Here is a 13,034-nt window from a genome sequence, read left to right on the forward strand (position 1 = left end):
ACCGCATCGTCGCCGCGCGCGTCGACGCCGAGCTCGGCGAGGCGGCGGGTGACGGCGTTGTGTGCGGCCTCGGCCTGGCGCTGGGCGGCGCGGACCTCGTCGGCGGCGGCCTCGGCCTCGGCGTGGGCGTCGCGGGCCGCCGCGAGCTGTTCGCGCAGCCTGGCGGCGAGGGATTCGGCGGCGATCTTGCCGTCGCGGGCCTCGTCGACCGCGGCCTGGATCTCGATGTAGGACTGGGCCTTCGCGGATCCGCCATGGGCGGTGGCCGCGCCGAGGACGTCGCCTGCTCGGGTGACCGCGGTGAGTTCGGGGTGTGCGGCGACGATGTCGCGGGCGGCGTCGAGGTCGTCGGCGACGACCATGCCCCCCAGGAGTGATCGGACGGTGCCGGCGATTGCGGAGGACGCCGAGACGGTATCGGCGACGGCCTTGAACTCGGGCGGAACGGTGGCGTGCGAAGCGGCCCCGGCGATCAGGAAACTGGCCTGGCCGGCGTCTTCGTCGCGGAGGATCTGGAGCGCGGCGGCGGCGCTGGAGGCGTCGGTGACGGCGATGGCGTCGGCGAGGCGGCCGAGCGCGGCGGCGAGGACGGGCTCGTAGCCGGGTTCGACCGTCAGGAGCGCGGCGACGGAGCCGAGCAGGCCGGGGACGGCGTGTTCGCGGGCGAGGAGCGCGTCGGCGCCGTCCTTGCGGCGCAGACCGACGGCGAGGGCCTCTTCGCGCGCGCTCCACTGGGAGGCCTCGCGGTCGGCGGCGCGCTCGGCCGCGGTGAGCCGGTCGACCTCGGCCTTCGCCGCCGCCAGGCGCTCCTTGGCGGCGGCGAGCCGCTCGTCGAACTCGGTGTCGGCCTCGACCGCTTCGCCTTCGGCCTCGGCTTCGGCGACGGCCTCGGCGGCCGCCTCGGCGCGCTCCTCGGCCTCGGCGAGGGCGACGGAGGCGCGTTCGAGTTCTTCGGCCGCGGCGGCGGTGCGACTGCGCAGGGAGTCGACGCGGCCGCGGAGTTTGGCGAGCGTCTCACGCCGCTCGGCGGCGGCCTTGACGGCGCCGACGATGCGCTGCTCGGCCTCGGCGAGGGCTTCCTCGGTCCGCTCGCGGGCCTCGACGGCGGTGGCGAGGCGCTCGGAGTCCTCGGCGATGCCCTCGCGCAGCTCGATCTCCTGCTCGCGGATGCGCTGGGCCTCGGCCTCGAGGACGTCGGGGTCGCGTCCGGCGCGGTCGTCGGCGGTGTCCTCGGAGAGGTAGCGGCGGCGCTCGGCGGCGAGCTGGGCGGTGGAGCGCAGGCGCTCGGCGACGGCCTGGAGGCGGTACCAGGTCTCCTGGAGGCGGGCCAGGCGCGGCTTGTCGGCGGCGTGGGCGGCCTCGATCTCGCCGATCTGGGCGGCGAGGCGTTCGTGCTCCTCGGCGAGGACGGATTTGCGCTCGTGGAGGGCCGCTTCGTCGGCGAGGTCCTTGGCGATGTTGGTGCGCAGGCTGTGGAGGTCGTCGGCGAGCAGGCGCAGGCGGGCCTCGCGCAGGTCGGCCTGGATGGTCTGGGCGCGGCGGGCGAGTTCGGCCTGGCGGCCCAGGGGCTTGAGCTGGCGGCGCAGCTCGGAGGTGAGGTCGCCCAGGCGGTCGAGGTTGCCCTGCATGCCTTCGAGCTTGCGCAGGGCCTTCTCTTTGCGCTTGCGGTGCTTGAGGACGCCGGCCGCCTCCTCGATGAAGGAGCGGCGGTCCTCGGGGCGGGCGTGGAGGTAGGAGTCGAGCTTGCCCTGGCCGACCAGGACGTGCATCTCGCGGCCGATGCCGGCGTCGGAGAGGAGGTCCTGGACGTCGAGGAGCCGGCAGCGGTCGCCGTTGATCTCGTATTCGCCCTCGCCGGAGCGGAACATGCGGCGGGTGATCGAGACTTCGGTGTAGTCGATGGGGATGGCGCCGTCGGAGTTGTCGATGGTGAGGGTGACCTCGGCGCGGCCGAGTGCGGGCCGGCCCGTGGTGCCGGCGAAGATGACGTCCTCCATCTTGCCGCCGCGCAGGGACTTCGCGCCCTGTTCGCCCAGGACCCAGGCGATGGCGTCGACGACGTTGGACTTGCCGGAGCCGTTGGGGCCGACGACGCAGGTGATACCCGGTTCGAAACGCAGGGTCGTGGCCGAGGCGAAGGACTTGAATCCCTTCAGCGTGAGGCTCTTGAGGTACACCGGTCAACTCCGTGGCGCGGTCTGCGTGGCTGGGTCGGTCCCAGACTACAAGGCGCCACCGACCTCGACGGGCACATCGGCGGGCCCCGAACACGACAATGCGCGCCGGCTGTCGGGCAGCTGGCGCGCTGGTGTTTCCGTGGCGCGAGTGACGCTAAGTCAACGCAGGCTCTGACAGCCGCATCAACTCCTCGGCTTCCTCATGTCGCACCTCGATCTCGCGAGCGCGAAGCTCGGCGAGCTCGGTCTCGAGGTTGCGTACTCGCGCGCGTAGCTGGACCACTTCTTCCATCAGTCGCTTGCTGGGCGCCTGACCGATGTGGCCGTAGAGGGCTTTCGCCATAGTTTCTCCTTGCGATCGCGTCGTTTGGTGACGGTGGTGTGCGCACCATAAATAACGTCGCATCTACCTGAGTGAATTTTTGTGACTTGGGCCGATTGCTCAAGCCTCGACCAGTGGAGCACGGCTCGTGAACACCGGCCGTCTCTGCATATCATCCGCCTCAACGGCGGTTCTCGTCAAGCTTTACACAGGCTTTGCCCCACGGATTCGACGGGGGTCACATTTAGGGGCTCCCCGGGCGTCGCCGCACCTGATAGGGTGTCCGACAAAACGGAAGATACTTCACGTACTCACCGTAACGAGGCCGCCGCATTCCATGAGCAGACCCAGGGGCGGGCGCCATCGCGACCCCGCCGAAACGCGACGCCGGATGTTCCTCGCGATCCTCCTGGCCTTCGGCCTCAGCACGGCGGCCACTTCACTGTGGGCGGTCGCTTCGCCACCGGGCGAAACCGCCGCCTCCTCCGCCGACGCCGAGCCGACCACGCAGGCCGTCGAGACGCCCTCCGAGTCCGCGCTGCCGGAACTGCGGATCGGCGACTCCTCGATCCAGCCCCAAGAGGCCGAGGAGACGCCCACGACCGAGGCGCCGAGCGAGAGCGGCGAAGCGACCGAGCCCGAGCCCGAGGACAAGGACGAGGCCGAGGACGAGCCCGGGGAACCGGAGCCCGATCCCGACCGCTCCACCGAGGATTCCCTGGTCGAGGCCGTCAACGCCGAGCGGTCCGGGGCCGGCTGCGGCGCCTTGGAGAGCGACGGGCGCCTCGACACCGCCGCGCGGCTGCACGCCGAGGACATGGCGGTCAACGACTACTTCTCGCACACCTCCCAGGACGGGCGCAGCCCCACCGACCGGGCCGCCGAGCAGGGCTACCAGGGCGGCGTCGGCGAGAACATCGCCGCCGGCTACCCGGACGTCGCCTCGGTCATGGAGGGCTGGATGAACTCCGAGGGCCACCGCGCGAACATCCTCAACTGCGATTACGACGTCATCGGCATCGGCATCGCCGACCGCGACGGAACCCTGTACTGGGTGCAGAACTTCGGCTGAAGACCGACATTATCGCAGCTCGGAACCGATCCATACCCCGTTGTGTCGGCCATCCGACTCAAGCCTGGACTCGGCGATTACAACCGGTCATTCTGAGATAGCCGCCTGAATGGGCGCGCGACTGGGGAGGCGGCCAAAAACCTGAAGGACGAGGTGTCAACCGTGCGTGTAATGCTGTACGACCCCAATCAGGTGTTCTCAGCCAGTATCCGACCGCTCCTCCACCGCCGAGGCGACGTCGCGATCGAAGCGAGGAGCGCCAAGGCACTCCTCTCGGAAGAACAGGTCGACTGCTGCCTGGTCGCGCTGGAGGCGGTCTCCCGCAACCGGGTCCTGACCGACTGCAAGCGGCCTGTGTTTCTCATCACCGACCGCGACGACGGCTCGGTGCTGCGCAAGGCCGTATCGGTGTCGGCGGTCGGCATCGCGAGCACCCACATCATGCCGAAAGAGCTGCTCAACGCGATCGACCAGGGGCTCACCAGCCCTCCGTACTACGATCCCCAGCTCCTGCGGGCGGCACTCCAGCCCGCGCCGCTGCTCGGCGCGCAGGACGCCCACGAGCTCGCCCACCACCTGACGCCCCGCGAGGACGACGTCCTGCGCCGCATCGTCCGGGGCGAGGCCACCAGCCACATGGCCGACGCGATGGGAGTCTCGGTCTCGACCGTCCGCTCGCACGTCCAGAACGTCCTCGGCAAGCTCGGCGTGAACTCGCGGCTCGCCGCGATCGCCTTCGCCATCAACTACGGCCTCGATCCGGTGCGTGAGAAGCACCCGCAAATGAGTTAGCGGGATCCGCTCCTCATACTGGAAGGGTGCCGGAACTTCCCGAAGTCGAGACGGTCCGCCGCGGGGTCGATGCGGCCTTCCGCGGCGGGCGCATCAGCGCCGTCGAGGTCTACAACCCGAGAGCGGTGCGCCGCCACCTGCCCGGAGCCGAGGACTTCACCGCGAACCTGAACGGTCTCACCGTCGCCGGAAGCGGCAGGCGCGGCAAGTTCATGTGGCTCCATTTGGACGACGGGCGAGCCCTGGTCTGCCATCTGGGGATGAGCGGCCAGTTCCGCGTCATGGACGCCGGGGCCGAGCCGCACAAGCACCTGCGGGCGCGGCTGCGCTTCGACGACGGCCGCGAGCTGTGGTTCGTCGACCAGCGCACCTTCGGCTTCCTCGAGCTGGCCGAGCTCGAAGGCGCGGTGCCCAAGACGCTCGCCCACATCGCACCGGACGTGTTCGAGCCCGAATTCGACGCGGCGCTGTGCGCGACGAGGCTGCGCGCCAGACGCATCGAGGTGAAGAAGGCACTGCTCGACCAGGCGTGGATCAGCGGGGTCGGGAACATCTACGCCGACGAGGCGCTGTGGCGCGCCGGCATCCGCGGGCGTCGCCTCGGCGAGAAGATCTCCCAGCGCAAGGGCCTCGAACTGCTCGTGCACGTCCGGGAAGTGCTGGAGGAGGCGCTCGCCGCCGGCGGCACCTCGTTCGACGCGCTGTATGTGCGCGTCAACGGCCAGTCAGGGTACTTCTCACGGGAGCTCGCGGTCTACGGCAGGGCCGGTCAGCCGTGCCGCCGCTGCGGCACGCCGATCCGCCGAGAGGTCATCGGGGACCGCTCGGCGCACTACTGCCCGAAATGCCAGCGCTGAGCCGGCCCCGCAAGGCCTACCGCTCGACGAACGCGGCGAGGTTCGCCAGGGAAGAGGCGAGTCCCGCGGCGTGGTCTTCCGCGGAGATCCCGTCCGGGACGTCGGTGGCGACGATATCGACGCGGGTCCCCGCTTCGACGGCCGCGACCTCCCACGTCATGGTCATCGTGCCGGCGAAAGCCGGGTCGTCGGAGACGAAGTCGATCGCCTGAACGACCCGCACGCCGGGGACGACGTCGACGAAGCGGGCCTCGACGACGTCGGAGTCCGCGGTGGACTTCCCCGTGGCGTCGGCCGCGTCGGCATAGGTCAGCACCATCCGGTACGACCCGCCCGGACGGGCGTCGAACCGCTCGAACCTGCCGGTCATCCCGGTCGGAGGAAGCCATGCGGCGAGCGCCTCGGGATCGAGGAGCGCGACCCAGACGTGATCGGGTGGTGCGGCGATGACGCGCGATGCCTGGTCCGTACGTGGCATGGCGCGACTCTAGCAGCCGCGCTGAGAGCTCGGCGACGCTTGCGAGCCGTGATGCGCTAGCGCTGCTTGACGCCGAGTCGCTCGGAGAGCACCCGCCAGGCCAGTTCGGCCGCGATCTGCTCGGCGTCCTTCTTCGAGCCGCCCGTGCCCTCGCCGAACTCCTCGCCGGCCACGACCGCCCAGGCGGTGAACTCCTTGGCGTGGTCGGGGCCCGACTCGGAAATCCGGTACTCGGGCACGCCGAGACCGGAGTCGGCGGTGAGTTCCTGGAGGCTCGTCTTCCAGTCCAGGGCCGCGCCCTGGCCGGCGGCGCGCTCCATGAGCGGGTCGAAGAACTGGTGCACGACGCGCTTGGCCGTGTCGACGCCGTACTGGAGGTAGATCGCGCCGAGCAGCGCCTCGACGGCGTCGGCCAGGATCGAGTTCTTGTTGCGCCCGCCCGAGGACTCCTCGCCCTTGCCGAGGTACAGGTGCGGCCCCAGCCCACCGGCGCCCATGCGGCGCGCGACCGTGGCCAGCGCCTTCATGTTCACCACCGACGCCCGCAGCCGCGCGAGCTGCCCCTCGGGCAGCTCGGGGTGGTTGCGGTAGAGCGCGGTGGTGATCACCAGACTGAGCACCGAGTCCCCGAGGAACTCGAGTCGCTCATTGGTGGGGATGCCGCCGTTCTCGTAGGCGTAGGAGCGGTGAGTCAGGGCGAGACGCAGCAGTTCGGGGTCGATGTCACTGACCCCGAACACCGCTTCGAAATGTTCTACTGCCTTGTCGCCCATGGACGGGAAGTCTTAGACCTCGAGGACCTGGCGGCCCTTGTACGTTCCACAGACCTCGCAGACCTGGTGGCCGCGCTTCTTCGCGTGGCACTGCGGGCACTCGACCAGAGCGACCGGGGCAGCCTTCCACTGCGAACGGCGGTGCCGGGTGTTGCTACGCGACATACGACGCTTCGGGACAGCCACTTTAGAACTCCATACTGTTTCGCTGTGCTATTTCGGTTCGTCGTCGCCATCGGCGTCGGCGAGCCGCAAGGTCTCCAATGCCGCCCAACGCGGGTCCACGGTCTCGTGACCGTGGTCGTCGGGCAGTTCGTCCCAGGGCACGCCGCATTCGGCGCACAATCCCGGGCAGTCGGGCCGGCACAGCGGGGTGACCGGCATTGCCAGCACCAGCGCGTCCCGAACCGCGGGCTCCAGATCGAGCAGGTCCCCCTGGAGCCGCAGAATCTCGTCGGCGTCAGTGGTCTCCTCGGTGGCGGAGCCTTCATAAGCGTACAGCTCCTGCACTTGCACCCTGAGGGTGTCCTCGATGGGTGCGAGGCACCTCGCACACTCCCCCTGCGCCGTGGCCTCCACGTCGCCGTTGGCGAAGACGCCTTCGCCGGCCGCGGTGAGGGTGAGGTCGATGGACAGCGGCGAGGACTCCGGGACCTTGTACACCTCGAGACCGAACGCCTCGGGGGCGTCGACCTCCCGCGCGACCTGCATGGTCGCGCCGGCGCTGTGCCCGAGCTCCACGGTGTCGACCACCATTGGAGAAGCGGGGTTCAGAGCGGTGCTGGTCATGGGTGAACTGCTGTCCTTACCTTGGGAGATGCGCCTCGATCGAGGCCGACCGACAATGCTACCTCAGGGCGCGGGACGCTCCCAAGCGAGGTCGACGGCGCGGAACCGGCGTCCTGTCGCCCCTAGATCTGCGGGAGCGGCTTCTCGTCTTCGGTGTCCTCGTGCTGCTGCGGGGCGAACGAGCCGATCTCGCGCAGCGTGTGCATCTTGTCGCGCCCGCGCTCGACACCGGACAGGGCCCGGTGCAGGAACTGCTCGAAGTTCGCGAGCGTCGTGTCGACGTACTCGTCGACCTCGTCGCGCAGGCGCTGGGCCTCGCCGCGGGCCTCGGAGATGATCCGGTTGCCCTCGTGTTCGGCCGAGACCGTCACCTCGTGGCGGGACACGAGCCTGGCGTGCTCGGCCTCGCCTTCGGAGATGATCCGCTCGGCTTCGCGCTCGCCGGCCTCGATGATCTTGTCGCGCTCATGGAGCATGGCCTCGGCACGGCGGATGTCGCCGGGCAGCTCGGCCTGGAGGTCTTCGAGCATCGCGATGAGTTCGGCGCGATCCACTTTGCAGCTGCGAGACATCGGGACGGCCTTGGCCGCCTCCACATAGGCGATGATCTCTTCGATCCTGTCGAGCGAACCCACCGATTTGCTCCCGTCAATATCCGTCATGGGGTTATTGTCCCGTATTGGAACGTGGAACAGGGGTCAATCCTGGCGCATGCGTTCCACTAGTCGTCTTTGGACGACCTCCGGCACATGAGGAGAGATGTCCCCGCCCCACTTCGCCGCATCCTTGACCATGGAGGACGAAAGAAAAGAATACAGCGGATTGGTGGGCATCATCACCGTCTCAACGCCCCCCAGGCCGTAGTTCATTTGGGCCATTTGCAGTTCGTAGTCGAAATCCGAGACGGCGCGGACGCCCTTGACGATGACGCCGACCCCGTGCTCAGAGCAGAAGTCGACGACGAGGCCCTTGAACGACGCCACACGGACGTTCGGCATATCGGCTGTGGTCTCGCGGAGCAGATCCAAGCGCTCCTCAACGGTGAACACCGCGTTCTTGGAGGCGTTGTGGAAGACCGCGACCCACACTTCATCGTACAACTGCGAGGTGCGGCTGATGATATCGAGATGACCGTAGGTCACCGGGTCGAACGACCCGGGACAGACGGCGTGCCGAGCTTCAGGTTTCACAAAGCGCGACCGTAGCAAAGGGCGGTGGTCCCGTAGCGGCGGACGCGGTCTTCTGCGATCTTCGCGGGCCACGGCACGCTCGCATCGCGGCCGCCGCGCTCGATCACCACGTCGGCGTCGGGCGCGAGCCAGTGGTTGCCCACCAAGGCATCGAGCATCGCACCGATCGCCGCGTCGGTGACCGCGTAGGGCGGGTCGGCGAAAACGATGTCGTAGGGCTCCTCCGGCTCGGCGGCGAGCGCCTTCTCGACAGGGGCGGAAACCACGAGCGCGCCGCTCACGTCGAGGTCGGCGATGTTGCGGCGCAACAGCTTGGCGGTGAGCGCGTGGGACTCCACGAACAGGGCGTGCTCGGCGCCGCGCGAGACCGCCTCGATGCCCACGGCGCCGGAGCCCGCGTAGAGGTCCGCGAATCGGAGCCCTTCGAGATCGCCCCCCGGCGCGAGCGAGTTGAACAGCGCTTCCCGGACACGGTCGGCGGTGGGCCTGGTGCGGTCCCCCGGCGGCGTTGCGAGGCGGCGGCCCTTGAGGGCGCCGGCGATGATCCTAGTCATGGGACCACCACTCTAACGCAGGGCAAGTCCTCGGCTGCTCCCCAAAGCCAAGGAAGCCGCACAGCCCTTCTCCGACCTTCCCCGGGCCAAGGAGACCGCACCGCCCTTCTCCGGGTAGTCCCGAAGCAAGGACGCCGCACAGCCCTTCTCCGACCCTCTCCAAACCAAAGAGCAGCCGCTCAGCCCTTCTCCAGGTATTCCCCGCGGTCGGCGGCGAGGTCATTGACGAGCGCGGCGAAACCCGGCTCGGAGCGCATCTGCGGATCGGCACCGATGAGCTCGATCGCGTCCTGCCTGGCGGCCTCGATGATGTCGACGTCCCGCAGCAGTGACAGCAGCTTGACGTGCGACTTCGTGCCGGACTGGGCGGCGCCGAGGACGTCGCCCTCGCGGCGCTGCTCCAGGTCGAGCTCGGCCAGCGCGAAGCCGTCGGTGGTGGACGCGACCGCGTCCAGGCGCTCGCGCGAACTGCTGCCCTCGGCGGCCTCGCTCACCAGCAGGCACAGCCCGGCATGGTCGCCACGGCCGACGCGGCCGCGGAGCTGGTGGAGCTGCGAGATCCCGAAGCGCTCGGCGTCGAGGATGACCATCGTGGTGGCGTTGGGGACGTTGACGCCCACCTCGATGACGGTGGTGGCCACGAGCACGTCGATGTCTCCGGCGGCGTAGGCGCGCATGACGCGGTCCTTCTCGTCGGAGTCGAGGCGGCCGTGGAGGAGCCCGAGCCGCAGGTCACGCAGCGCACCGGTGCGCAGGAGCTCGATCGTGTCCGTGACCGCCAGCGGCGGGCGGCGATCGTCCGCTCCGCCGTCGTCGCCGTCGTCGCCGCCGACGCGCGGGCAGACGACGTAGGCCTGGCGCCCGGCGGCGACCTCTTCGCGGATGCGGGCCCAGGTGCGGGCCATCCACCGCTCGTCGGTGTAGGGGACGACGTGGGTCGCGATCGGGATGCGCCCGGCCGGGAGTTCGGTGAGGCGGCTGGTCTCGAGGTCGCCGTAGACGGTCATCGCGACCGTGCGGGGGATCGGGGTGGCCGTCATGACGAGGGTGTGGGGCGGACGTTCGGCCTTGGAGCGCAGGGCGTCGCGCTGTTCGACGCCGAAGCGGTGCTGCTCGTCGACGACGACCAGGCCGAGGTCGGCGAAGTCGACGCCGTCGTACAGCAGCGCGTGGGTGCCGATGACGATGCCCGCTTCACCGGAGCGGACCGCGTCGAGCGTGGCGCGCCGCTGGGCGGCGGTGGCCGAGCCTGTCAGGAGCGCGACGCGGGTGGCCTCGGGAGGAGCGCCCAGCTCTCCGCCGCGGGCGAGGTCGCCGAGCATCTCGACGATGGAGCGGTGGTGCTGGCCCGCGAGGACCTCGGTGGGCGCCAGCAGCGCGGCCTGGCCGCCGTGGGCGACGACCTGGAGCATGGCGCGCAGGGCCACGAGGGTCTTGCCGGAGCCGACATCGCCTTGGAGGAGCCGGTGCATGGGGTGCTCGCCGGCGAGTTCGGCGGCGATCTCCTCCCCCACCTGGCGCTGGCCGGCGGTGAGCTCGAACGGCAGCGCGGCGTCGAAGGCGTCGAGGACGGCCCCGCCCCGAGGCCGCGGCGTGGCCGGTTCGACGGCGGCCTCGGCCTTGCGCCGCACCAGCGCGGCCTGCATGACCAGCGCCTCCTGCCATTTCAGCCGCTTCTTGGCGGCGCCGAGCGACTCGAACGAGTCGGGCCGGTGGATCTGGTGGAGCGCGGTGGCGTAGTCCATGAGGTTCTGGCGGGAGCGGATCGCGGCCGGGAGCGGGTCCGGCGGGGCGCCGAGCCGGCCGAGCGCGGTGTGGACGGCCTTGCCGATGTTCCAGGTGGGGAGGTCCGCCGTGGCCGGGTACACCGGGATGAGCGCGCCGGCGAACTCCTCCACCGCCTCGGCGGCCTCGGCAGGGTCGGCGGCGTCCTCAGCGAGGAGGCGGTACTGCGGCGAGTTCAACTGGAGCCGGCCGCGGAACTGGCCGACCTTGCCGGCGAACAGGCCCCAGCGCCCGGGGGTGAGCTCTCGGGCCCGCCAAGCCTGGTTGAAGTAGGTGAGGGTGACGGTGCGGCCCGTCTCGTCGGCGACGACGACTTCGAGCAGGTCGCGCTTGATCGGTCGGCCGCCCTTCTTGACGGCCTTGGGCGGCAGGAACTTCGGCACCGCGGCCCGCACCTGGGCGAAGACGGTGACCTCCTCGCCGATCTGGAGGGAGCCGAGGTCGGCCTGCTCGCCGCGCTGGGCGTAGCGGAACGGGTAATGGGACAGCAGGTCGCCGACGGTCTCGAGTCCGAGTCCCTTGTCGAGGGCGGCGGCGGTCCTCTGGCCGACGACGTCTCGCAGCCGGGTCTCCAGTCCTACGGTCAACGGTCACCTCTCCCCATGCGGCGGCTCGGTTCCAGGATCGTCACTCGGCGCCGATGAGCATGAGCGGCCGGTCCTGCCCGGCGGGCAGCTGCTGGAGCTCCACCAGCGGCCACGCCTGTTCCAAATGATCGCTGAGGGCTGTGACAGTTTCGGGGTCCGACTCGGCGCCGGACAGCAGTGTTATGAGCTCGGCCCCCGCCGAGCAGAGCCGGTCGACCAGGTCGAGGGCGGCCAGGGCCGGGTCGGTTCCGGTGTGGACGACGTCGCCGTCGACCAGTCCGAGGACCTTGCCGTCCTCGAAGCGGACCTCGCCGGTGCGGCAGGAGGCGGCGGCCTCGGCCATGGCGATGACGTCGTCGTCGAAGGGACGCTCGGGATCGTGGACGGCGAAGGCGGCCAGGCTCTGCATGATCGAGCCGGTGGGGATGGCCGCGACGCGGTAGCCGTCGCCGCGTGCCTCGTGCGCGGCCTCGCGGACCGCCTCGATCGCGTCGGCGTCGTCGACCAGGACCACCGCGTTCGGTCCGCCGCCGGCGCGGATGGCCAGCAGCACGTCATCGACGTCGCCCGAGGCGGCCACGCGGCAGCCCTCGGTCTCCAGCAGGTCCCGCAGCTGCGGCAGGGAGGTGACGGCGACGACGGCCCGGTCGAGCTCCTCGGTGTGGTGGCGCGAGTAGGCGTCGTCGAAGCGGGTCACCGAGATGCGGTGCACCCGCCCGCGTTCGATGCCGGCCTCGATGGCCGCGCCGACGTCGTTGACGTGCACGTGGACGTTGAAGGTGGTGACGGACTTGGCGGCGCGCGAGCCGATGATGACGACCGAGTCGCCCAGCTCGGTCAGGCGGTGGCGCAGGTCGGCGGCCTCGTCGACCCCGGATTCGAGCAGGTACTGGACCTCGTAGTCGTACGCCTCCGAGCCGGTCTCGCGCGGCACCTCTTCAACGGGGCCGCCCGAGCGGGTGCGGTGGCGTTCCAGCAGGTCGAGCGCGCCGCTCGAGGTCGAGCCGGTGAGGGCCTCCACCAAAGCCTCCAGCAGGAGCGCGAGGGCGAGCCCGCCCGCGTCGACCACGCCCGCACGGGCGAGTGCGGGCAGCTGCGTCGGCGTGGCCGCGACCGCTTCGGCGGCGCCCTCGGCCGCAGCGCGCGCGGCGGAGACCAGCCCGAACGGCGCGGCCTTGGCGGCGGCCGAGGAGGCGGCTTCGGCGACGGTCAGGATGGTGCCGGCCGTGGGGACGGCGACGGCGGCGGTGGCGGCGTCGGTGGCCGAGCGGAGCCCGAGGGCGAAGCCCTTGGCGTCGACCGAGTCGGCGGTCCAGGCGTCGGCGAGGCCGCGCAGCATCTGGGCGAGGATCACCCCGGAGTTGCCGCGTGCCGACAGCAGCGCCCGGGAGGCGGCGTCGTCGAGCAGCTCGGGCAGCGCCTGGTTCGGCGTCGCACTCCCGAACGCGGCCCGGAGGGTGGCGATCATGTTGGTCGCCGTGTCCGAGTCGGCGACGGGGAACACGTTGAGTTCGTCGACGCCGCGCCGATGGCGGGTCAAGGAGTCGATGCCGCGCGAAGCCCACCGCCGCATCGCGTCGGCGTCGAGGTTCTGCGTGCCGTGCTCTGGGATTTCAGCCACGGGCCATGAGGATACGCCCCCGCCGGGCGGAACGGAA

General features: G+C 70.4%; 14 protein-coding genes. 3 read left to right on the forward strand and 11 right to left on the reverse strand.

Annotation, left to right across the window (positions count from 1 at the left end):
• Together ACYVK3_RS00940 and ACYVK3_RS00945 are read right to left on the reverse strand one after the other, a co-directional pair.
• On the reverse strand, positions 1–2,177 hold a 2,177-nt coding region (locus ACYVK3_RS00940), incomplete at its 3' end, for a chromosome segregation SMC family protein (RefSeq protein ID WP_460495356.1).
• A gap of 154 nt (positions 2,178–2,331) precedes the next feature.
• Complete coding sequence (locus ACYVK3_RS00945) at positions 2,332–2,520, reverse strand: hypothetical protein (protein WP_460495357.1); 189 nt, start codon at positions 2,518–2,520, stop codon at positions 2,332–2,334.
• Positions 2,521–2,836: 316 nt separating this feature from the next.
• Between ACYVK3_RS00945 and ACYVK3_RS00950 the strand changes: the two genes are divergently transcribed.
• From ACYVK3_RS00950 to mutM, 3 genes are all read left to right on the forward strand, one after another.
• On the forward strand, positions 2,837–3,571 hold the full coding sequence (locus tag ACYVK3_RS00950) for a CAP domain-containing protein (RefSeq protein ID WP_460495358.1): 735 nt from the start codon (positions 2,837–2,839) through the stop codon (positions 3,569–3,571).
• Positions 3,572–3,742: 171 nt separating this feature from the next.
• Positions 3,743–4,363, forward strand: a complete 621-nt coding sequence (locus ACYVK3_RS00955; RefSeq protein WP_460495599.1) for a helix-turn-helix transcriptional regulator — start codon at positions 3,743–3,745, stop codon at positions 4,361–4,363.
• A gap of 26 nt (positions 4,364–4,389) precedes the next feature.
• Positions 4,390–5,220, forward strand: a complete 831-nt coding sequence (gene mutM, locus ACYVK3_RS00960) for an Fpg/Nei family DNA glycosylase (protein ID WP_460495359.1) — start codon at positions 4,390–4,392, stop codon at positions 5,218–5,220.
• Positions 5,221–5,236: 16 nt separating this feature from the next.
• Here mutM and ACYVK3_RS00965 read toward each other — a convergent pair whose 3' ends face one another.
• From ACYVK3_RS00965 to ACYVK3_RS01005, 9 genes are all read right to left on the reverse strand, one after another.
• A complete protein-coding gene (locus ACYVK3_RS00965; protein WP_460495360.1) occupies positions 5,237–5,698 on the reverse strand; it encodes an SRPBCC family protein in 462 nt (153 codons plus the stop codon).
• A gap of 56 nt (positions 5,699–5,754) precedes the next feature.
• Positions 5,755–6,471 carry a ribonuclease III family protein gene (gene rnc / locus ACYVK3_RS00970; RefSeq protein ID WP_460495361.1) on the reverse strand — a complete coding sequence of 239 codons (717 nt, stop codon included), beginning with the start codon at positions 6,469–6,471 and terminating at the stop codon, positions 5,755–5,757.
• Between the two features lie 12 nt (positions 6,472–6,483).
• Positions 6,484–6,657: a large ribosomal subunit protein bL32 gene (gene rpmF, locus ACYVK3_RS00975; protein ID WP_460495362.1), complete on the reverse strand. Its 174-nt coding sequence runs from the start codon at positions 6,655–6,657 to the stop codon at positions 6,484–6,486.
• 27 nt (positions 6,658–6,684) lie between these two features.
• A complete protein-coding gene (locus ACYVK3_RS00980; protein ID WP_460495363.1) occupies positions 6,685–7,260 on the reverse strand; it encodes a YceD family protein in 576 nt (191 codons plus the stop codon).
• A 122-nt stretch (positions 7,261–7,382) separates the two neighbouring features.
• Positions 7,383–7,895, reverse strand: a complete 513-nt coding sequence (locus ACYVK3_RS00985) for a hypothetical protein (protein ID WP_460495600.1) — start codon at positions 7,893–7,895, stop codon at positions 7,383–7,385.
• Positions 7,896–7,958: 63 nt separating this feature from the next.
• A complete protein-coding gene (gene coaD / locus ACYVK3_RS00990; RefSeq protein ID WP_460495364.1) occupies positions 7,959–8,450 on the reverse strand; it encodes a pantetheine-phosphate adenylyltransferase in 492 nt (163 codons plus the stop codon).
• Positions 8,447–9,004, reverse strand: a complete 558-nt coding sequence (rsmD, locus tag ACYVK3_RS00995; RefSeq protein ID WP_460495365.1) for an RsmD family RNA methyltransferase — start codon at positions 9,002–9,004, stop codon at positions 8,447–8,449. The genes coaD and rsmD overlap by 4 nt, the downstream gene beginning before the upstream one ends.
• 179 nt (positions 9,005–9,183) lie before the next feature.
• Entirely contained in the window at positions 9,184–11,376 is a 2,193-nt protein-coding gene (recG, locus tag ACYVK3_RS01000; protein WP_460495366.1) for an ATP-dependent DNA helicase RecG, read from the reverse strand.
• A gap of 40 nt (positions 11,377–11,416) precedes the next feature.
• The gene (locus ACYVK3_RS01005; protein ID WP_460495367.1) at positions 11,417–12,997 is read right to left on the reverse strand and encodes a DAK2 domain-containing protein; all 1,581 of its coding nucleotides are present in this window, start codon (positions 12,995–12,997) and stop codon (positions 11,417–11,419) included.
• Between the last annotated feature and the right edge of the window lie 37 nt (positions 12,998–13,034).

Source organism: Glycomyces tarimensis (genome assembly GCF_054776215.1).